The sequence below is a fragment of the Grimontia kaedaensis genome (assembly GCF_023746615.1).
Classification (GTDB): domain Bacteria; phylum Pseudomonadota; class Gammaproteobacteria; order Enterobacterales; family Vibrionaceae; genus Enterovibrio; species Enterovibrio kaedaensis.
The window spans coordinates 3,138,772-3,158,058 of the sequence record NZ_CP082275.1 but is presented as its reverse complement, the minus strand read 5'-3'; the positions used below and the strand labels follow the sequence as shown (position 1 = coordinate 3,158,058).

At 48.9% G+C, this 19,287-nt stretch carries 17 protein-coding genes and 1 pseudogene; 14 read left to right on the top strand and 4 right to left on the bottom strand.

Features of this window, described 5'->3' with window-relative positions; genetic code table 11:
- Window positions 1-23: 23 nt before the first annotated feature.
- The gene (fldB, locus tag K6Q96_RS14255) at window positions 24-542 is read right to left on the bottom strand and encodes a flavodoxin FldB (RefSeq protein WP_251876553.1); all 519 of its coding nucleotides are present in this window, start codon (window positions 540-542) and stop codon (window positions 24-26) included.
- 183 nt (window positions 543-725) lie between these two features.
- Between fldB and xerD the strand changes: the two genes are divergently transcribed.
- The 7 genes and pseudogenes from xerD (at window position 726) to K6Q96_RS14220 (ending at window position 9,394) form a co-directional block, all read left to right on the top strand.
- Window positions 726-1,622 carry a site-specific tyrosine recombinase XerD gene (xerD, locus tag K6Q96_RS14250; RefSeq protein ID WP_348651399.1) on the top strand — a complete coding sequence of 299 codons (897 nt, stop codon included), beginning with the start codon at window positions 726-728 and terminating at the stop codon, window positions 1,620-1,622.
- A 107-nt stretch (window positions 1,623-1,729) separates the two neighbouring features.
- Window positions 1,730-2,470, top strand: a complete 741-nt coding sequence (gene dsbC, locus K6Q96_RS14245; protein ID WP_251876552.1) for a bifunctional protein-disulfide isomerase/oxidoreductase DsbC — start codon at window positions 1,730-1,732, stop codon at window positions 2,468-2,470.
- A 163-nt stretch (window positions 2,471-2,633) separates the two neighbouring features.
- Window positions 2,634-4,361: a single-stranded-DNA-specific exonuclease RecJ gene (gene recJ / locus K6Q96_RS14240; protein WP_251876551.1), complete on the top strand. Its 1,728-nt coding sequence runs from the start codon at window positions 2,634-2,636 to the stop codon at window positions 4,359-4,361.
- Between the two features lie 220 nt (window positions 4,362-4,581).
- Window positions 4,582-5,680 (top strand): peptide chain release factor 2 gene (gene prfB, locus K6Q96_RS14235; protein WP_152442392.1). Its coding sequence is split into 2 segments (ribosomal slippage): window positions 4,582-4,656 and window positions 4,658-5,680, totalling 1,098 coding nucleotides; the frame shifts between segments, so codons are not numbered across the junction.
- 27 nt (window positions 5,681-5,707) lie between these two features.
- Window positions 5,708-7,222: a lysine--tRNA ligase gene (gene lysS, locus K6Q96_RS14230; protein ID WP_251876550.1), complete on the top strand. Its 1,515-nt coding sequence runs from the start codon at window positions 5,708-5,710 to the stop codon at window positions 7,220-7,222.
- A gap of 75 nt (window positions 7,223-7,297) precedes the next feature.
- Window positions 7,298-7,645, top strand: a pseudogene (locus K6Q96_RS14225) (amidohydrolase family protein); the annotation flags it as partial.
- Between the two features lie 414 nt (window positions 7,646-8,059).
- A complete protein-coding gene (locus K6Q96_RS14220) occupies window positions 8,060-9,394 on the top strand; it encodes a sigma-54-dependent transcriptional regulator (RefSeq protein ID WP_062667240.1) in 1,335 nt (444 codons plus the stop codon).
- A 55-nt stretch (window positions 9,395-9,449) separates the two neighbouring features.
- On the opposite strand, the gene K6Q96_RS14215 is transcribed toward K6Q96_RS14220, so the two are convergent.
- Entirely contained in the window at window positions 9,450-9,878 is a 429-nt protein-coding gene (locus tag K6Q96_RS14215; protein WP_251876549.1) for a PACE efflux transporter, read from the bottom strand.
- Window positions 9,879-10,451: 573 nt separating this feature from the next.
- Here K6Q96_RS14215 and K6Q96_RS14210 point away from each other — a divergent pair.
- Window positions 10,452-10,703, top strand: a complete 252-nt coding sequence (locus tag K6Q96_RS14210) for a hypothetical protein (protein ID WP_062667242.1) — start codon at window positions 10,452-10,454, stop codon at window positions 10,701-10,703.
- Window positions 10,704-10,798: 95 nt separating this feature from the next.
- Here the strand turns inward: K6Q96_RS14210 and K6Q96_RS14205 are convergent, their stop codons facing one another.
- A complete protein-coding gene (locus K6Q96_RS14205; protein ID WP_251876548.1) occupies window positions 10,799-11,833 on the bottom strand; it encodes an NADP(H)-dependent aldo-keto reductase in 1,035 nt (344 codons plus the stop codon).
- A 256-nt stretch (window positions 11,834-12,089) separates the two neighbouring features.
- Here K6Q96_RS14205 and K6Q96_RS14200 point away from each other — a divergent pair, with 256 nt between their 5' ends.
- Window positions 12,090-12,389 carry a DUF6482 family protein gene (locus K6Q96_RS14200; RefSeq protein WP_062667251.1) on the top strand — a complete coding sequence of 100 codons (300 nt, stop codon included), beginning with the start codon at window positions 12,090-12,092 and terminating at the stop codon, window positions 12,387-12,389.
- A gap of 2 nt (window positions 12,390-12,391) precedes the next feature.
- On the opposite strand, the gene mutH is transcribed toward K6Q96_RS14200, so the two are convergent.
- Window positions 12,392-13,075, bottom strand: a complete 684-nt coding sequence (gene mutH / locus K6Q96_RS14195) for a DNA mismatch repair endonuclease MutH (RefSeq protein ID WP_251876547.1) — start codon at window positions 13,073-13,075, stop codon at window positions 12,392-12,394.
- Window positions 13,076-13,677: 602 nt separating this feature from the next.
- Here mutH and rppH point away from each other — a divergent pair.
- The 5 genes from rppH to K6Q96_RS14170 all read left to right on the top strand — a co-directional run bounded on the left by rppH (window position 13,678) and on the right by K6Q96_RS14170 (window position 19,115).
- A complete protein-coding gene (gene rppH, locus K6Q96_RS14190) occupies window positions 13,678-14,202 on the top strand; it encodes an RNA pyrophosphohydrolase (RefSeq protein WP_251876546.1) in 525 nt (174 codons plus the stop codon).
- Between the two features lie 21 nt (window positions 14,203-14,223).
- A complete protein-coding gene (gene ptsP / locus K6Q96_RS14185) occupies window positions 14,224-16,482 on the top strand; it encodes a phosphoenolpyruvate--protein phosphotransferase (RefSeq protein WP_251876545.1) in 2,259 nt (752 codons plus the stop codon).
- A gap of 80 nt (window positions 16,483-16,562) precedes the next feature.
- A complete protein-coding gene (locus K6Q96_RS14180; RefSeq protein WP_251876544.1) occupies window positions 16,563-17,369 on the top strand; it encodes a sulfite exporter TauE/SafE family protein in 807 nt (268 codons plus the stop codon).
- Between the two features lie 13 nt (window positions 17,370-17,382).
- Window positions 17,383-18,183, top strand: a complete 801-nt coding sequence (gene lgt / locus K6Q96_RS14175) for a prolipoprotein diacylglyceryl transferase (protein ID WP_251876543.1) — start codon at window positions 17,383-17,385, stop codon at window positions 18,181-18,183.
- A 92-nt stretch (window positions 18,184-18,275) separates the two neighbouring features.
- Complete coding sequence (locus K6Q96_RS14170; RefSeq protein ID WP_251876542.1) at window positions 18,276-19,115, top strand: thymidylate synthase; 840 nt, start codon at window positions 18,276-18,278, stop codon at window positions 19,113-19,115.
- Window positions 19,116-19,287: the final 172 nt, after the last annotated feature.

The following is a 19,287-nucleotide window of genomic DNA, read 5'->3' as shown; positions in this document are numbered from 1 at the left end:
AAGGCGGCTTGCAAGTTCAGGGGCTATAGCGTTTCCTGAAACTCAACCAACACCTGCTCACACCAGGTAGCGATGCGCTCATCACTCAGCTCGTATTGGCTGTCTTCATCCAATGCCAGTCCGACAAACTGTTTACTATCTTCGGTCAGCGCTTTTGATGCTTCAAAGGTATAACCTTCATTTGGCCAGTAGCCGATAAATTTCAGGCCGGTTGGCAGTAGTTCATCATGTAGCATGCCCATGGCATCAAGGTACCATTCGGCATATCCTTCCTGATCGCCAAGACCGAAAAGGGCAGCGACTTTACCTTGCAGGTTCAGGCCATTAAGTTGTGACCACACCGCTTCCCAGTCTTCCTGCAACTCGCCGAAGTCCCAGGTGGAAATGCCCAGCAACAGCAAATCGTACTGATTCATTTGGTCAACCGGCGTTTCTTTGATGTTGTGAATATCCACCAAGTCGTCACCCAGGATATCGCGGATTTTTTCCGCCGCCATTTCGGTGTAACAGGTAGTGGAGCCGTAAAACAAACCTATTTTCATGTGCTTTTCCTGCTGTTGCGTCGTGGGGATTCTACTCCTCGTGGCGTTGTATCTCTACCCCGTAAACCACGAGAATTTGGCGTATTTTGATGCAATCGTTTTGCTTAATCAGGGTAAACCTTGCATTCATGCGGGGGTTAGGTAGTTTGAGATAAGCAACAATCGAACTTAAGTGAGTGAATCGTGGAACAAAACGCGGCGTTGGTAGAGCAGTTTTTGGATGCTATGTGGATGGAGCGGGGGTTATCTGAGAACACCCTGGCCTCATATCGAAACGATCTGACCAAACTTTGCCAGTGGCTGGATAATGACAGTGTGGCTCTGGTGAAGGTGACATCGTCCAAACTGCAGGATTATCAGCATTGGTTATTTGATCAGGATTACAAGCAAAGCAGCCGCGCCCGTATGCTCTCTGCAATGCGTCGTCTTTTCCAATACCTTTACCGCGAAAAGCAGCGTGAAGATGACCCAACGGCCACATTGATCAGCCCCAAATTGCCTAAGCGCCTGCCAAAAGATTTGTCGGAAGAGCAGGTGGAAGCGCTATTGGATGCGCCGGATGTGGAAGACACTATCGAGCTTCGCGATAAAGCCATGATGGAGTTGCTGTACGCCACAGGTCTTCGCGTGACTGAACTTATTAGCCTGACCACTGAAAACGTCAGCCTGCGTCAGGGCGTAGTGCGTGTTATTGGTAAAGGTGGAAAAGAGCGTCTGGTACCGATGGGGGAAGCGGCGATTGACTGGCTGGAGCGTTATATGGCGCACAGTCGCCCTGCATTGCTCGGTGAGCAAAGCTCGGATGTGTTTTTCCCTAGTCGCCGCGCCCGGATGATGACCCGTCAGACTTTCTGGCACCGCATTAAATTTTATGCGGCGCTGGCAGGCATTGATGGTGACATGCTTTCGCCACACGTTTTGCGCCATGCTTTTGCAACGCACCTGCTGAACCACGGTGCAGATTTACGTGTAGTGCAAATGTTGTTGGGGCACAGTGACCTGTCGACCACGCAAATTTATACTCACGTCGCGACTGAGCGATTAAAACAGTTGCATCAGGAGCACCATCCTCGGGCATAATGAGACGAACGGGCGTTTTTTTATCGCACTTGGGATTTATTTCGTCACTGTCCGGTCTGAGTGAGTGATAGTTTGCCCGCAAACCCATTTTTCAGGATCTGAACACTATGAATTTTAAACAACTGATGGCGCGTACTCTGATTGCCTCTGTTATGTTGTCTTTTGGCGCACAGGCTGCTAATGGAGCAGATAAAGCAGCAATTGCTGATGTACTGGCTAAATACCGCCTGAATGTTGAAACTATTGAAAAAGCGCCGGTTGAAGGCCTTTACGAAGTCGTGACGAATGGTGGCGTAGTTTACGCCAATAAAGATGGCTCTTACTTTATTTACGGCCAGCTTTTCCATACCACGCCAACGGAATCTATCAACCTGACTGAAATCACTCAGGCGAAGCGTAATAAAAAGCTGTTTGAAGAAGCGGATGTTGAAAAAGAACTGATTGTCTATCCGGCGAAAGACGAGAAATACGTGGTTAACGTGTTTACAGATACCACTTGTGGTTACTGCATGAAGCTCCACAGTGAAATGAAGGAATACAACGATCTGGGGATTACCGTTCGTTATCTGGCATTCCCTCGCTCGGGGGAGCGTTCCCCAAACATCGGCCAAATGAGTGCCATTTGGTGTGCAGATGACAAATTGGACGCTATGAACCTGGCAAAAGCGCGCAACTTCGATGAGGACAGCAAACAGTGCACGGATCTTGTCCGTCGCCATATGGCATTGGGCAACGCAATGGGTGTGACGGGTACACCTGCCATTATGCTTGAAGATGGCACGCTTTTGGGCGGCTATCTCCCTGCAAAGGGTTTGCTGCAGAATCTTGAACAGAAATTCAAAGGTTAAATATTTTTTCTCAAAAAGCGCCGACTTGATGGCGCTTTTTTCTTTCTGTCTTCACAGCATTCAGTTCCAAAGTCTTCCGCTTTGAAAACCACCCGCTAAAATGGAGGCTCAATCCGCATTCTTAATGCTCATCGGTATAAGCGATGACTCACAGGTTCTCTCCATGATTGAAATTAAACGTCGTCACGCGGCACAGGATGCTGCTTTTCCTGCTTCAATTCCGCCATTACTCCAGCGTATTTATGCTAACCGAGGTATCACCTCTGAAGGTGAACTGGAGCGAAGCGCTCGCGGGCTGCTGAATTACAACGAACTGCATGGTATTGAACGCGCCGTAGAACTGCTGGCAACTGCAATGGCAGAAGGGCGACGCATTATCGTGGTAGGGGATTTTGATGCTGATGGCGCAACGAGCTCGGCGCTCTCAGTGACGGCATTTCGCATGATGGGCTGCACTAACGTCGATTATCTGGTGCCGAACCGGTTTGACGATGGCTATGGCTTGAGCCCAGACGTGGTAGAGCAAGCTGCGGCCAAAGGCGCGGAGCTTATCATGACCGTGGATAACGGTGTGTCTTCGATTGAAGGGGTTGCGGCGGCCAAAGCCCGCGATATTCAAGTCGTCGTGACTGACCACCACTTACCGGGCGAAGTGTTGCCGGATGCTGATGCCATGGTGAACCCGAATCTCAGTGAATGTGGCTTTCCGTCCAAATCGCTGGCAGGTGTTGGCGTAGCGTTTTATCTGATGTTGGCACTGCGTGCTCATCTTCGTGATAACGGCTGGTTTGCCCAGCGTGGTATGGCTGAGCCGAACTTGGCGGAACTGTTGGATTTGGTCGCATTGGGTACAGTGGCCGATGTGGTATCGCTGGATACCAACAACCGCATTTTGGTGCATCAGGGTTTGATGCGAATCCGCGCGGGCAAGTGTCGACCGGGTATTCAGGCCTTGATTGAAGTGGCGAACCGCAATATGACGACGCTGGTGGCGAGTGACTTCGGCTTTGCCTTGGGGCCACGTATCAATGCGGCAGGCCGCTTGGATGATATGTCATTTGGTATTGAGCTTTTACTGTGTCAAAACCTTCAAGCTGCGCGCCAGATGGCAAGTGAGCTGGATGCCCTGAACCAAAGCCGTAAGGAAATCGAGCAGGGCATGAAAGAAGAGGCGATGGCGATTTGTGAGCGTCTTCAATTTGGTGAAGGTAGCAGCCTGCCTTGTGGCCTTGCACTGTTCCAGCGCGAATGGCATCAGGGGGTGATTGGTATCCTCGCATCACGTATTAAAGACAAGTTCCACCGTCCTGTGATTGCCTTCGCGGATGGCGGTGAAGGCACCATTAAAGGATCCGCGCGTTCTATTCAGGGGCTGCACATGCGTGACACCCTGGATGTGATTGATACGCAAAACCCGGGCCTGATTAAAAAGTTCGGCGGTCACGCCATGGCAGCGGGTCTGACGATCGCCGAAGCGGACTTTGAACGTTTCTCCAAGCTGTTCGATGAAGCCGTGAAAAACATCATCAGCGAAGAAGAGTTGAAAGGGGTACTGCTTTCAGACGGTGAACTCCTTTCCAATGAGATCAATCTGGATGTGGCTGAAACGCTGCGTTCTGGTGGTCCTTGGGGGCAAGGCTTCCCTGAACCTTTGTTTGATGGCAAGTTCAAGTTGCTACATCAAAAGCTGGTGGGCGGAAAACACCTGAAAATGATGTTGGAACCTGTCATGGGCGGACAAATGGTGGACGCCATCGCCTTCAATATTGACTTGCACCGCTGGCCAGATCCTTCTGTTCAAATGGTCGAGGTCGCTTATCGCCTCGATGTGAATGAGTTCCGTGGCAACCGCACGGTGCAGTTGATGGTTGAACATATGGCAGCGGTTTAGGTAAGGAAGAGCAGGTCCTAGGGGCCTAGGAAAAGAAGGTGCTAGGAGAAGCAAGAGCCAGAGGCTCAGCCAAACAGTTCAAATACTGTAGGACCTAGGTCCTTTTCTCTCATTTTTCTCTGAAAATTTCTCCTTTGATCCCCATCACACTCTGTATATTCCGTCCGCAATTCTGTAGAATTCGGCGGTTAAAACTCATTCCGAACACAGAAAAGTGACCATGTTTGAAATCAATCCAATCAAAAACCGCCTAGCGGACATTGCCGAACGTGCAAATGTCCTTAGGGGGTATCTTTGACTATGACGCCAAGAAAGAGCGTCTAGAAGAAGTTAATGCCGAACTCGAACAACCTGATGTGTGGAACGAACCTGAGCGCGCTCAAGCGCTGGGTCGCGAACGCGCGTCGCTGGAAGCAGTAGTAGAAACTATCGACCAGCTTGATCAGGGTGGCGAGTACATCACCGAACTGCTGGAATTAGCAGTAGAAGAAAACGATCAGGATACGTTCGATGAAATCGAGCCGGAGCTAAGCGATCTGGAAGAGAAGCTGTCGAAGCTGGAATTCCGTCGTATGTTCTCTGGCGATCATGACGGTTCTGATTGTTATATCGACCTGCAAGCAGGTTCAGGCGGTACTGAAGCGCAAGACTGGACATCCATGATGCTGCGCATGTACCTGCGCTGGGCTGACGCAAAAGGCTTCAAGACCGAAGTGATTGAAGTGTCTGAAGGTGATGTGGCTGGATTGAAATCAGCAACCGTTCGTATCAGCGGCGAATACGCTTACGGCTGGCTGCGCACCGAAACCGGTGTTCACCGTCTTGTTCGTAAGTCTCCGTTCGATTCAGGCGGTCGTCGTCATACGTCGTTCTCTTCTGCGTTTATTTACCCGGAAGTGGACGAAAATATCGACATCGATATCAACCCGTCTGATCTGCGTATCGACGTATACCGTGCGTCGGGCGCGGGCGGTCAGCACGTTAACACCACTGAATCAGCGGTGCGTATTACACACGTACCAACCAATACTGTGGTGCAGTGCCAGAATGACCGAAGCCAGCACAAGAACAAAGACCAGGCGATGAAGCAGCTTCGCGCAAAACTGTTTGAACTGGAACTGCAAAAGCAGAACGCGGAGAAACAGGCGAATGAAGCAGCGAAGTCTGACATCGGTTGGGGTAGCCAGATCCGTTCTTACGTTCTGGATGACTCACGCATTAAAGACCTGCGTACCGGTATCGAAAACCGTAACACCCAAGCGGTGCTTGACGGTGATCTCGATAAGTTTATTGAAGCCAGCCTGAAATCTGGTTTGTAATTTTTTAAGTTAATTCAAAGGTTCACTATGACTGACCAGTTACAAGACGAAAACAAGCTGATCGCGGAGCGTCGTGCAAAACTGAACCACATTCGTCAAAGCTGCAATGCAAACGGCCACCCAAATGAATTCCGCCGTGAGCACAAAGCGGCTGATCTTCAGGCTGAGTTTGGCGAAAAGAGCAAGGAAGAGCTGGAAGCATTGGATCATAAAGTCAGCGTTGCTGGCCGTGTGATGGCAAAGCGTGGTCCTTTCCTGGCACTTCAGGACGTGAGCGGTCGCATTCAGGCGTACGCAGCGAAAGACGTTCAGAACGTGCTGAAAGAGCAATATCAAGGTCTGGATATCGGTGACATCATCGGTGTGAAAGGCGCACTACACAAGTCTGGTAAAGGCGATCTTTACGTGAACATGGAAGAGTACCAACTGCTGACTAAAGCACTGCGTCCTCTGCCAGAAAAATTCCACGGTCTGACTGATCAGGAAATGCGTTACCGTCAGCGTTACGTTGACCTGATCGTGAACGAAGATTCGCGCAACGCATTCAAGGTGCGCTCTAAGCTGATTTCTGCGATTCGCCGTTACATGGAGTCAAAAGACTTCATGGAAGTGGAAACGCCAATGATGCAAGTGATCCCGGGTGGTGCTTCTGCACGTCCGTTTATCACTCACCACAACGCACTGGATCAGGAAATGTTCTTGCGCATCGCGCCTGAACTGTACCTGAAGCGTCTGGTTGTTGGTGGTTTCGAGCGCGTATTCGAAATCAACCGTAACTTCCGTAATGAAGGCCTGTCTCCACGCCACAACCCAGAATTCACTATGATTGAGTTCTACATGGCGTACGCAGATTACAACGACCTGATCGACCTGACTGAAGACATGCTGCGTACCGTAGCCGTTGAAGTTCTGGGTGAAACCTCTATGCCATACGGCGATTACACCGTGGAATTCGGTGGTAAATACGCACGTATGACCATGCTGGAAGCGATAAAGCACTACAACCCAGAGCACGCTGATATCCAAGCACTGACCGTTGAAGAGGTTCAGGATCGCGAGAAGCTGGTGGCTATTGCGAAGTCACTGGAGATCTACGTTGAGAAATTCTGGACTTGTGGTCAGCTGCTGGAAGAAATCTTCGGTGAAACTGCAGAACCTAAACTGATCCAGCCAACTTTCATCACTGGCTATCCGGCAGACATTTCTCCTCTGGCGCGCCGTAGCGATGACAATCCGTTCTTCACCGACCGCTTTGAGTTCTTCATCGGTGGCCGTGAAGTGGCGAACGGCTTCTCGGAGCTGAACGACGCAGAAGATCAGGACGCACGTTTTAAAGCGCAGGTTGATGCGAAAGACGCAGGTGACGACGAAGCGATGTTCTACGATGCAGACTACATCACTGCACTGGAACATGGTCTGCCACCAACAGCGGGTCAAGGTATCGGTATCGACCGTCTGGCAATGCTGTTTACCAATACGCACACTATCCGTGACGTGATTCTGTTCCCGGCGATGCGTCCACAGAACCAGAAGAAAGACTAAACCCAACTGACTTCTGAGACGTCTCGGAGACACCAAAAACACTGGCTTATGCCAGTGTTTTTTTGTATGTACTAAGACCGTGACGCAATGCAGCCAACCAAGGTAGTTAAGATGGTGACGATGGGCGCTGCCCGCGCGCTCCATATTGAAGATAAGATAGGTTCATTGGAAGTAGGTAAGTTGGTAGATATCATCGTAACCGATACGAAAGCACCAAACATGGTTCCAATGTACAATCCATATCCCGCATTAGTGTATTCAGCGTATGCATCGAACGTGAAACACGCCATTGTGGATGGTCGCGTGCTGATGCAAGAGAGAGACATCCTGACTGTGAATGAAGACAAAGTATGCCAGAAAGCGTTGCAATTTGCAGACAAAGTCCGCGAGACAGTCATCGCCAATGGCGAAGAAGTGAGATAGTTGTATACCTATTTGCCTTAATTGAAAGACCGTGTCTCAACCGGATGCGGTTTTTTTGCTTTCTCTATCAATAGATAACCTCACGAAAGCGGGTCATAGTCTATGATTTAAGAAATTAAATAGAGAATCCCAAATTTCTCAAAAATGAGAAGTGTTTGAAATGTTGGCCATTTTGATGGCTTTTTTAGGCATTGTAGAATAGTCTATCTTACTAATATTACTGATAATTATGTCAGCTACTGGATGCCTATGTTGTCAGCAAATCGAACAGCAAAAGTGTCTGATCTGGGAACTGTGCTGATTCGAGAGGGACTTTGTATCTACATTGAGACAGACCTGCTTGTCTTACAAAATATAATGATACTCACAACATTTTGAACACGTGTCGTTAATGGATGACTAAAGGCAGGCGTTATGGGTATGCAATTCAGATCTGAGGCGGTTCCAAGTTCTCTCGTCGTAGTGGGCGGAACTTACGAACCATGGCTGGCAACACTGGAACAAGCAGGTTGGCGTTGTCACCGCTGTTATGACCTCAGAGCAGCACAATCTCTCCTTCAGGACATTGGTCCTTGCATTGGTATTGTGGACATCAGCCACGATGATTTCAGTCTTAACGGTGTCGCATCACTGGTAAACCGCAACAAGCAGGTTCGCTGGTTGGCGCTGATCCGCGAAGATCAACTCAACAATGATGCAATTTGTCAGTTCATCGTGAGCTTCTGCATCGACTACTTCACCTCTCCAATTCCAGATAGCCAACTGATGAGCACCATCGGTCACCAGCTGGGTATGCTGAAGCTTGAGCGCCACGTATGGCCTCAACTGGGCGACCACAGTGACATGGGTCTACTGGGTAAAACGTCAGTGATGAAGAAGCTGCGCGATCAGGTTCGTCGTGTTGCTCCGACGGATGTGTCGGTGCTAATCAACGGTGAAAGCGGTACAGGTAAAGAGCTGGTGGGTATGGCGATTCATAACGCCTCAACCCGTGCGAAAGGCCCGTTTATTTCAGTGAAATGTAGTGCGCTGCCAGAAAAGCTCATCCAAAATGAGCTCTTTGGCGATGGCACAACTGAAGGCAAAGTACAGCAAGCACACCAAGGGACGTTGTTCCTGGATGAAATCGGCGACTTGCCATTGAACCTTCAGGCGAACCTTCTGCACTTACTGCAAGACGGTACAGTGGAAACACACGACGACAAATACTCGAAAGAAATTGACGTGCGTGTGATTGCGGCAACACACATGGATCTGGAGAAAGCAGTTGCTGAAGGCCAGTTCCGTGAAGATTTGTTCTACCGCCTGAATGTTCTTCGTATCTCAGTGCCTTCGCTGAAAGAGCGTAGTGCAGATATTCCAGAGCTGGCTGAACACTTCCTGTTGAAGTTTGCACGTCAGTACAACACTCAGGCGCGTACCTTCTCTGAAGAAGCCAACAAAATCCTGACCAACTACAGCTGGCCAGGAAACGTACGCGAGCTGATTAACCAGGTTAAACGTGCAGTACTGCTAGCAGATAATTTGGTGATTGAAGCAGAGCATCTTGATCTGCCGCGTCAGGGCGATTACAAACAAAGTCTTCGTAAGATTCGTGAAGAATCTGAGCGCGATGCACTGCTCGCTGTTTTGGAAAGCAACAATGGTCAGGTGTCTGCGGCAGCGAAAGAGTTGGGTGTATCCCGTGCGACTATGTACCGTCTGTTGAACAAGCACAGCTTGATTCCAGCACCGCGTAGCTTTCGCTAACTGATTAGCTGAAATAAAAAACCGCCTTATTAGGCGGTTTTTTTCGTCTGATAGATTACTGGGTGACTAGCTTCCCTTCATTGATAGGGAAGACTTTATCGTACGCCAGATTGTAGACGTATGCGTAAACCAGGTAGAAAGCCACCAGACCAATGTCCATCAGGATCGCTTGCCAAAGGCTCATGTCAAGCCACCATGCAATAGCAGGCAGCGTCAACCAAAGCAGTCCCAGCTCAAGCAGTATCGCATGCAGGATACGATGCTTTTGTGTCTTCTCAGTCTTACCTGTGAATCTCACCATGGCTTTGTCAAACCACAGGTTATAAATGTAGTTCCAACCAGTCGCCAGGATGGAGAAGGCCACACCCAGTGCTCCAGTGTGCGCCGCATCAAAACCAAACAGGGACAAAATGCTCACGATGAGAATAAGGCCAATCACCTCAAAAGCGATGGCGTGTCGAATACGGTCGGCGATAGTTCTCATGGTTCATTCCTCTCAATCAATAACGACATTATATCTACTAATGAGATTGAACATAGTTACTTACTATCCGTAAAAGAGATGGGTTTTGAGTGTTCTTTATTCGGGTTTGTAACAGCTTGATGATTTGCGGGAGTACTATTATTGGAGCGATTGATTTTAAAATTGGCTAGTGAAAAGCAAGATGTCCTTTTAAATAGGCAAAACCTCGAACAGGATACGGTGAAACTTTACTCAAATTGTTTAATAAAGCACATGCCACTAAATTCATGGTTATATTAAATAACGCGTTGATATATTGATCTAAATCATTAGTATTAACAGTGAATTTACAAGTGCGGAATGTTCCGCAGGTTTACGCAGAAAGGAGGCAATAAGATGACAAATCAAATGTTTACATCCGTCATGACTTGCGCCACCCATCTGCGCGCAGATATGCGAAAACCTGTACACTAATCCGCACCCTTTTAGCAAATGGGCCGCGGATATGACTGCGGCTCTGAGCGACACTTCCTAGTCAAGATACCTCTCCCGCAATCTATCCAAGGCCTCCTGTAACTCATCAAGGAGTCCGTCATGAACCAATCTATGTACCTGCGTCTGGCCGTGTTTTTCGTCCGTATGGATATCAAACGTGAAGAAGCAGCCTGGAGAAAAGCCCATCGCCGAATTCGCTACGTTGGCGAGCCTTTGTCAGAGCATCTAATGCGAGATATTGGCTTCGAGAAAGATGGCTTATCTATCGGTCACACCGTTGCACCTCAATTCAAGGCTCAACGCGAAGTGGCACGAATGCGCAGGAAGCTAAGGCTGAACCTGACTACGTAATCTTTCGGGAGCTGCATCTCTGAGTGTGTGGCTCCCGGAAAACAACCAATAAAAGAAAAGCGCCGTAAGGCGCTTTTCTTTTATTGGTGCCACTTCTAAGGGCAAGGGTTGGAGTACTTTTTACCAATCTCTTCAATACGTTTCAGTAGCTCTTCTGGCAGCTCGACATCTATAGAGTCGATGTTGGTTTTGAGCTGTTTAATTGTTGTAGCACCAATGATGTTGCTGGCGACAAATGATCTGGTATTCACATAGGCCAGTGCCATCTGTGATGGGTCAATGGCGAACTCCTCAGCAAGATCGACATAAGCCTGAGTTGCTGCCTGCCCTTGCTCGTTGAAGTATCGTGCGAAACGTTCCCAGCGGGTGCAGCGCGCCCCATCAGGTTTGGCGCCATTGAGATACTTTCCGCTCAACACACCAAACGCGAGCGGTGAGTAGGCGAGCAGTTCGACACCTTCCTGATGGCTGATTTCAGACAAGCCAACTTCAAAGCTGCGGTTGAGTAAATTATAAGGGTTTTGAATAGAGACAATGCGCGGCAGGCTATGTTTCTCAGCCAAACGAAGATAGCTCATCACACCCCATGGGGTTTCGTTTGATACACCAATGTGACGGATTTTGCCTTCACGCACCAATTCTGCTAGCGCATCCAGAGTGTCTAACAGAGTAACACCTGAATTTTCGTCCTGATGGTCGTAGTTTAATTGACCAAAGCTGTTCACATGTCGCTGCGGCCAGTGCACCTGATAAAGATCTATGTACTCAGTCTGCAAGCGCGCAAGACTGTCGTTGACCGCTTGGCGGACATTACGACGATCCAATGACATATTTTCGCGGATATAAGGTACGCCACGGGGGCCAGCGACTTTGGTGGCGATAATGACTTTGTCACGTTTGCCGGATTTCTGTAGCCAAGTACCAATGTACTTCTCTGTCAGCCCTTGAGTTTCTGGTGTCGGCGGCACCGCATACATTTCCGCAGTATCAATAAAGTTCACACCGTGGTCGAGCGCAAAATCCATTTGCTGATGAGCATCCGCTTCCGTGTTTTGCTGACCGTACGTCATGGTACCGAGACAAATCTTGCTGACTTCCAGGTTGGTATGGGGAAGTGTGTGGTATTGCATCCTTTCTCCTTGGGCTGCATCTCATGGACGACGGGAAATACGTTAACGAGATGTGCGGGGTTTACTTTCCATCTTAGGAAATTTTCCTGTCGGTACAAGCGAAAAAGTGGTGGAGCGGTGTCGGAATTGGATGAAGATTTTGAGCAGTCGCAAATGGATTACGTGGAAGCGCTCAGAAATATCAGTTTTAAATCACACACCCTATTCTGAGACCTTATACTAGAGTTAACATTCGATTAACAATGCGGGTAACAAGATGAAATTAAAGCAATTGAAGAGCTGGATACAGGCTCACCCCGACAACGTACCCCATTGCTATGTGATCGCGCATGCAGGTGGTGCGCAGTATGTGGTGGAAGTAGAAGTCAGACACAAACTTGAGCCTTTGAAAGATGACAATACCGACGAGGTGCTGCATTTTGACAACATGGAGCAGGTGTCGGAGAAACTTCGTAAGGTCGGCGTGAAAAAAGCCACGCTTCGCCTGCTTGACCCCTATGACGAATTTGGACCCGCAGACACAAGCTGTAACGAAGACATGGAAATTACGCTGTAAGGTTAGCTTTCGCTTTCTGGCAGCATAAAGTGGCGGGCGAGTATCTTGCCCGTGAACTGGGTGCGAAGATAAAAGCCACGGGGCAAGGTTTTGATGGGTTGGCCTTTTGCACCATAAGCTTCCGTTTTTGCTTTGCTGTTTGCTGCTTTAGGACGAAGCTGTAAATACTCACCATGTCTGGCGCTGATTTCATGTACCTTGCCCAGCACGATAAACTCCATTAACTCTTCCCAATCCGCTTTGAGCTGCGCTTCTTCATCTTCAGAGGGTTGCCATAGCAAAGGCATGCCGACATGACGCTCACATACCGGTATTTCCCGTTCACCTTCAACCGGGATCCAAAGCACTTTGGATAACTTATTGCGAATGTGGCTTTGTTCCCAAGTCAGTCCCTGAACCCCTGTCAGTGGTGCAACACAGACAAACGTGGTTTCCAGTGGTTTTCCAGTATGGCTGATCGGAATCGATTTCAGCTCGATCCCGATCTCCTGGAAATCCTGTTCGGGTTTACTGCCCGCCGTGGCTCCCAAGCATGTTTCCAATAACATGCCTACCCAGCCTTTTTCACGGCGAAGATCAGCCGGACACTCCAGCCCGTGTTGCTCAGCAAGCTCGCCAAGCGTATAACCCGCCAAGGAAAAGGCGCGTTCAAGGAGTTCAACTTCAGATGTTGGGGCTGGGATCATAATGGCTTTGAATACGATTAATCTGATGAGAACGCTATCAGCCTCCACAAAATGGATCCACCGATTTTTGCATTTATCTTTGAGTTATCCACATTGATCTGCTGACTTAAGGTATAAAAATGGATCATGGATGCCTGTACAGTGGTTTTGCTCACAGAATATGGTTAATCTTGGATCAGACTGGCGACAAAGTGAACGAGCAGTGTGGGTAAGTCAAAGTTTGATGGATCTTTGACCACTTTAAGATCGTTCTAAATTTGGCCATTAAATCTCAGGTTGACCACAGTGAGATTTTTCACTATGTAATTGAAATATAATTATATATATTTTTATGCTCAGTCCGTGATGTGTCTTTAATTCGTCATGGTGAGACACTTTTAATCAGTTTGAAGTCTGTTCTGCACAAATGTATCCACAGAAAGCGTGAATAAATGTGCGCTTAGTCTCACCGAGCTGTTTATAACTTTGGGTAACTGGTGGAATTATCCATAAAGGCGGTTGAAGCCCCCAAAAAATGCGTCTCATACACAATGTTTGTTTACCACTGTGCACATAGTGTGAAAAAATCACTGGTAATAGAGATTTATATTTGAGGTCGTCCAGTGATAGATGGCGATGGCTACCGTCCCAACGTAGGGATAGTAATTTGTAACAGCCACGGTCAAGTTCTCTGGGCTCGTCGATACGGACAACACTCTTGGCAATTTCCACAAGGTGGTATTGATGACGGTGAAACTCCTGAACAGGCCATGTACCGTGAACTCTACGAAGAGGTAGGGTTAACAAAGAAAGACGTAAGAATTCTGGCTACCAGTCGTCACTGGCTACGCTATAAATTACCTAAACGTCTGGTACGCTGGGATTCCAAGCCAGTGTGTGTCGGCCAGAAGCAAAAATGGTTTTTGCTGAAGCTGGAGTGTGACGAGTCAAAGGTGAACATGCAACGCGGGGGAACGCCGGAATTTGATGGCTGGCGCTGGGTCAGCTATTGGTACCCCGTAAGGCAAGTGGTGTCGTTTAAACGCGAAGTTTATCGACGTGCGATGAAAGAGTTTGCGCCTATGGCGATGCCTTTTCGCGAAAGAAAAAACAAACGGAAAGGCAAGCGGGGCACAGCGAAGAACTAAGGATAAACGTCGAGGGCGCTGATGCTGACGAAACTGCGGGATATCGTTAACAATGTAGCGTCGTCCACCGACGTCAAACAAGCGCTCAATGTCTTAGTGCGTGAGACCTGCTCTGCGATGGAGACGGAGTGTTGCTCTGTCTACATCGCCGATTATGAGCGCGAACAATATGATCTTATGGCGACGCAGGGACTCAATGCCCGTGCACGCCGTGTTTCCCTCTCCTTTAATGAAGGTTTGGTCGGGCTGGTTGGTCGCCGCGCTGAGCCTATCAACCTTGCACTTGCCAGTTCCCACAGCGACTTCAAACACTTTCCTGATATCGGCGAAGACATTTTCCACGCCTTCCTGGGTACGCCTATTATTTATCGCCGAAAAGTGCTGGGTATTCTTGTTGTGCAGCAGCGTGACTCTCGCCAGTTCGATGAAAGTGAAGAGTCATTCCTTGTTACACTCGCCGCCCAGTTGGCCGTGGTGTTTGCCCATGCCAAAGCGCAGGGCTTCTGGCCTAATAATGCAAAAGGGGCGTTATTGCTCGAGGGTGCGGCAGCTTCGCCAGGTGTTGCTATTGCCAAAGCCTGGTGTGATGTTTCACAGCCACGGCTTGATTTGGTATTCCCTGCTTCTTGTCTTGATACCCAAAAAGAACGCGATAGATTGGATGGTGCTATCAGTGCAGCCATTACCGAATTCCGCCGACTGAGAAAGCGTTTTGATAGTGAACTGAATCAGGACACGCTGGCGATCTTCGATCTTTTTATCCACCTTCTTAACGATCCCATGTTGCGAAAGGCCATGAATGAACGCATTCAGAATGGCGACTTAGCAGAATGGGCGGTAAAGCAAACCATTGACGCGTTTTCTGAGCGTTTCCAGAATATGTCCGATCCTTATCTTCGTGAACGTGCAAACGATGTGAAGGAGCTTGGACAACGCCTGCTTTATTTCCTCGAGAACCAGGAGATTAAGCAGTGGAATTTTGATGAGCCTATCGTGCTGTTCGCCCGTGAATTGACGGCTGCCATGCTGGCTGCGATCCCTCGTGATCGCTTAGCTGGTGTTGTCGCTGAAGAAGGCGCAGTGAACGCACATGCCGCCATTCTGGCAAGAGCGCTTGGTATTCCTGCTGTTATGGGGGTTGAATTCAGCCCGCAGTTGGTTCACCGCAAACAGATTGTGCTCGATGGTTTCAAAGGGCGATTACTGGTTGAGCCAGCTCCGCAGGTGCTTGAAGAGTACGAACGCCTTCGGGATGAAGAGCTCGAACTGCAACAGGAAGTCGAAAGTACTTTCACCAAGAAAACAGAAACTGCCGATGGGGTGAGGGTCGAAGTCCACTTGAATGCGGGACTCAGTGCTGATACCAGCATTGCTATCAACCGTGGGGTCGATGGTGTTGGCCTGTATCGCACCGAAGTGCCGTTTTTGATGCAACGAAGCTTCCCGTCGGAAGACGACCAGGTAAATCAATACCGCGCAATTCTAGATTGTTATCCTAAGCAACCTGTGGTGATGCGTACGCTGGATATTGGTGGCGACAAGCCGTTGCCTTACCTTAAAATTGAAGAGGACAACCCCTTTCTGGGCTGGCGTGGTATCCGATTCACTCTGGACCATCCGGATATATTTCTAATTCAGGTTCGCGCCATGCTGCGTGCCAGTATCGGGCGCGACAACCTTTCTGTTCTACTTCCCATGATCTCTGGCTTATCAGAGCTTCTTGAAGCCAAGACCTTGATTGAAAGGGCATTCTCAGAAGTATCAGAAATCGCTGATCAGCAAGGAGAGACTTTAAAGCTGCCAAGGTTGGGTATCATGGTAGAAGTGCCTTCTGTCCTCTACCAGCTGGATACCATCGCGCCGCATATCGATTTCCTCTCAGTAGGTACCAATGATCTGACACAGTATTTATTGGCTGTAGACAGGAACAACGCCCGGGTCGCTGAGGTCTATGATACATTCCACCCGTCAGTATTGGCGGTGCTTAGACAAATTCTCGACAATAGCAAACGGCTCAAGTTGCCAGTCAGTGTCTGTGGTGAGTTTGCTGGTGATCCTATCGGTGCAGTGTTACTGGTAGGTATGGGGTACAGACAGCTCAGTATGAACACACGAAGTGTGGCGAAGATTAAATACGTACTGCGCCATATTCCCAGTGAGGAGTTGGAATCGCATACGGCGGCTGTCCAACAACTGTCATTAGCGGGTGACATAAGAAACGCCTCTGAAGCCTTTTTAGAGCAGTACAATCTCGGCGGTTTGATCCGGGTAGGTAAATAACCCGAGCTTTACTGGGATGTTAGGTAAAGGGAAAATAATAAGGTGACTTGGCTTTTGTCTTGCGCCAATAGGAATCTTTCATGTTAGAAGCCACATTGTGGTTGTTTGGCGTTTGTCTTTTCGTCGGTGGCATTGTTGGTCTGTTAGCTGGGCTATTAGGTATTGGTGGCGGCCTGATTGTCGTGCCTGCGTTGAGTGTTCTTCTGCCTTGGGCTGGAATATCTGCCAACCTCGTGATGCCGATGGCGCTCGCCACTTCGCTTGCCAGCATTGTTATCACCTCTTCCTCATCTGCTTATACCCATTATCGCTTGGGCAATGTCCAACCTTCGGTTATCCGCACACTGTTGCCGGGCATTCTTTTCGGTGGTCTGCTGGGTAGTGGTATAGCTGACCGAATGCCAACTGAATATTTACCGAAAGTGTTTGGGGCTATTGTGTTGCTGCTTGCTCTTCAAATGGCATTATCGCTGAGGGTTAAGTCTGCCAGACCGTTACCTTCCACCCTAGGAAGTATGACCAGCGGGGCAGCGATTGGTATGATAGCCAGCCTTGCGGGAATTGGTGGCGGTTCATTGACCGTGCCTTACCTGCATTATCATGGCGTCGAAATGCGAAAAGCCATCGGAAGTGCTTCACTGTGCGGTGTCTTTTTGGCGTTTTCCGGTGTCATTGGTTTTATCTTTTTCGGGCTGAATCAACCCGAAGCGCTACCACCCTACAGTGTTGGTTATGTTTACTTACCTGCGTTGATTGGTATTGTAGTCACTTCCGTAATGACAACACGCTACGGTGCTAGACTTGCGACCCAATTACCGACACCCATCATAAAACGCGTATTCGCGGTTTTTTTGCTCGTAGTGGGCGCAAGCATGTTTTTTAGCTAAGGAAGACGAATTCATGTCACTGACATTTCCCCAAATAGATCCTGTCCTGATTGAAATCGGGCCGCTGGCAGTTCGCTGGTATGGCTTGATGTACCTTGCTGGTTTTGCGTTTGCGCTCTGGTTAGCTAACCGCCGTGCAGACAAAACGGGTAGTGGATGGACAAGAGATGAAGTAGGTGACTTACTGTTCGCAGGTTTCTTAGGCGTCGTGTTAGGCGGTCGTATTGGCTACGTGCTGTTTTATCAATTTGACGCTTTCCTTGCCGATCCCTTATTCCTGTTCAAAGTGTGGACAGGCGGCATGTCTTTTCACGGTGGATTGTTGGGTGTGATTGCAGCCATGGCTTGGTATGCCCGCAAGACCAAGCGGACTTTCTTCGCTGTTTCAGACTTTATTGCGCCGCTGGTACCATTTGGGCTGGGTGCAGGCCGTCTGGGTAACTTTATCAATGGTGAGCTTTGGGGGCGTGCGACAGATATGCCATGGGGAATGATTTTTCCGACAGGAGGCCCAATTGCACGTCATCCTTCGCAGCTTTACGAATTTTTGCTGGAAGGCATCGTATTGTTCCTCATCCTTAACTGGTTTATCAAGAAGCCGCGACCTGCCGGTGCCGTTTCCGGTCTCTTCCTGATTGGCTACGGGGCGTTCCGCTTTATTGTTGAGTTTTATCGCGAGCCTGACGCACATTTGGGCCTATTTGGTGATTGGATCAGCATGGGACAAATATTGTCGACGCCAATGATTATTGTGGGTGTGTTAATGGTAGTCTGGGCTTATCGCAGAGACCCAAGCGCAGCGCGCTCCATATAATAATTTCAGTTTAAGCCGCAGATCTCTGCGGCTTTCTTTATATTTGTGATTTGTCACCCCGCTATGGCGGGTAGTAAAAGAAAGGAAGAGTCATGAAGCAATATCTTGATTTGATGCAGGATATCATTGATAACGGCACCGACCGCGGTGACCGTACTGGAGTGGGTACACGCTCTGTTTTTGGACGTCAGATGCGTTTCGATCTTAGTGAAGGCTTTCCGCTGCTGACCACCAAAAAGCTTTACACTCGCGCCATCATCCATGAGTTGCTTTGGTTCCTCAATGGCGATACCAACATCAAGTATCTCCAAGAAAATAATGTAACAATCTGGGACGAGTGGGCGACAGAAGAGGGCGATCTAGGCCCGGTTTACGGAGCTCAGTGGCGTTCATGGGCCTGTCCGGACGGTTCAACGGTTGACCAGATTGCTGAGCTGATTGAGCAGATCAAAGCCAAGCCAAATTCGCGTCGCCACATTATTACGGCGTGGAACCCTGCTGACCTGCCTGACGAGACCATCAGCCCGCAAGCAAATGCAGAGCAAGGCAAGATGGCACTGGCACCATGCCACTGTTTGTTTCAGTTCTATGTAGCTGATGGCAAGTTGTCATGCCAGCTTTACCAGCGCAGCGCCGATTACTTTCTGGGCGTACCTTTCAATATCGCGAGTTACGCGCTGTTCACTCACATGATTGCGCAGCAGTGTGATTTGGAAGTGGGTGATTTCGTCCATACCTTCGGTGATGTTCACCTTTATCACAATCACCTGACCGATGACATCGTCTTCGAGCAGCTCAAACGTGAGCCTGGTAATCGTCCAACCTTGACAATCAAACGTAAGCCAGACTCTATCTTCGATTACAAGCTGGAAGACTTTGAGATAGAAGGCTATGAAGCTCAACCATCGATTAAAGCGCCGATTGCGGTATAAGAGGGTTTAGGGTTCCAGGAAAAGAAGATCCTAGGAATAGAAAAAGCGGCAACTGATCACCAGTGCCGCTTTTTTAATGTCTCGATGGTCTTGAATAATTCCTGCAGGACCCAGGGCCCTAAATACAAAAACGCCCGCATCAGCGGGCGTTTTCAAATCAGTTTGTCAGTAT

Bases quoted from the DNA above. Each gene is read 5' to 3' on its own strand.
- K6Q96_RS14180 (WP_251876544.1), top strand. From the start codon at position 16,563: ATGTTAGAAGCCACATTGTGGTTGTTTGGCGTTTGTCTTTTCGTCGGT.
- ptsP (WP_251876545.1), top strand. From the start codon at position 14,224: ATGCTGACGAAACTGCGGGATATCGTTAACAATGTAGCGTCGTCCACC.
- lgt (WP_251876543.1), top strand. From the start codon at position 17,383: ATGTCACTGACATTTCCCCAAATAGATCCTGTCCTGATTGAAATCGGG.
- recJ (WP_251876551.1), top strand. From the start codon at position 2,634: ATGATTGAAATTAAACGTCGTCACGCGGCACAGGATGCTGCTTTTCCT.
- K6Q96_RS14170 (WP_251876542.1), top strand. From the start codon at position 18,276: ATGAAGCAATATCTTGATTTGATGCAGGATATCATTGATAACGGCACC.
- fldB (WP_251876553.1), bottom strand. From the start codon at position 542: ATGAAAATAGGTTTGTTTTACGGCTCCACTACCTGTTACACCGAAATG.
- K6Q96_RS14200 (WP_062667251.1), top strand. From the start codon at position 12,090: ATGAAATTAAAGCAATTGAAGAGCTGGATACAGGCTCACCCCGACAAC.
- mutH (WP_251876547.1), bottom strand. From the start codon at position 13,075: ATGATCCCAGCCCCAACATCTGAAGTTGAACTCCTTGAACGCGCCTTT.
- K6Q96_RS14220 (WP_062667240.1), top strand. From the start codon at position 8,060: ATGGGTATGCAATTCAGATCTGAGGCGGTTCCAAGTTCTCTCGTCGTA.
- lysS (WP_251876550.1), top strand. From the start codon at position 5,708: ATGACTGACCAGTTACAAGACGAAAACAAGCTGATCGCGGAGCGTCGT.
- K6Q96_RS14215 (WP_251876549.1), bottom strand. From the start codon at position 9,878: ATGAGAACTATCGCCGACCGTATTCGACACGCCATCGCTTTTGAGGTG.
- dsbC (WP_251876552.1), top strand. From the start codon at position 1,730: ATGAATTTTAAACAACTGATGGCGCGTACTCTGATTGCCTCTGTTATG.
- K6Q96_RS14210 (WP_062667242.1), top strand. From the start codon at position 10,452: ATGAACCAATCTATGTACCTGCGTCTGGCCGTGTTTTTCGTCCGTATG.
- K6Q96_RS14205 (WP_251876548.1), bottom strand. From the start codon at position 11,833: ATGCAATACCACACACTTCCCCATACCAACCTGGAAGTCAGCAAGATT.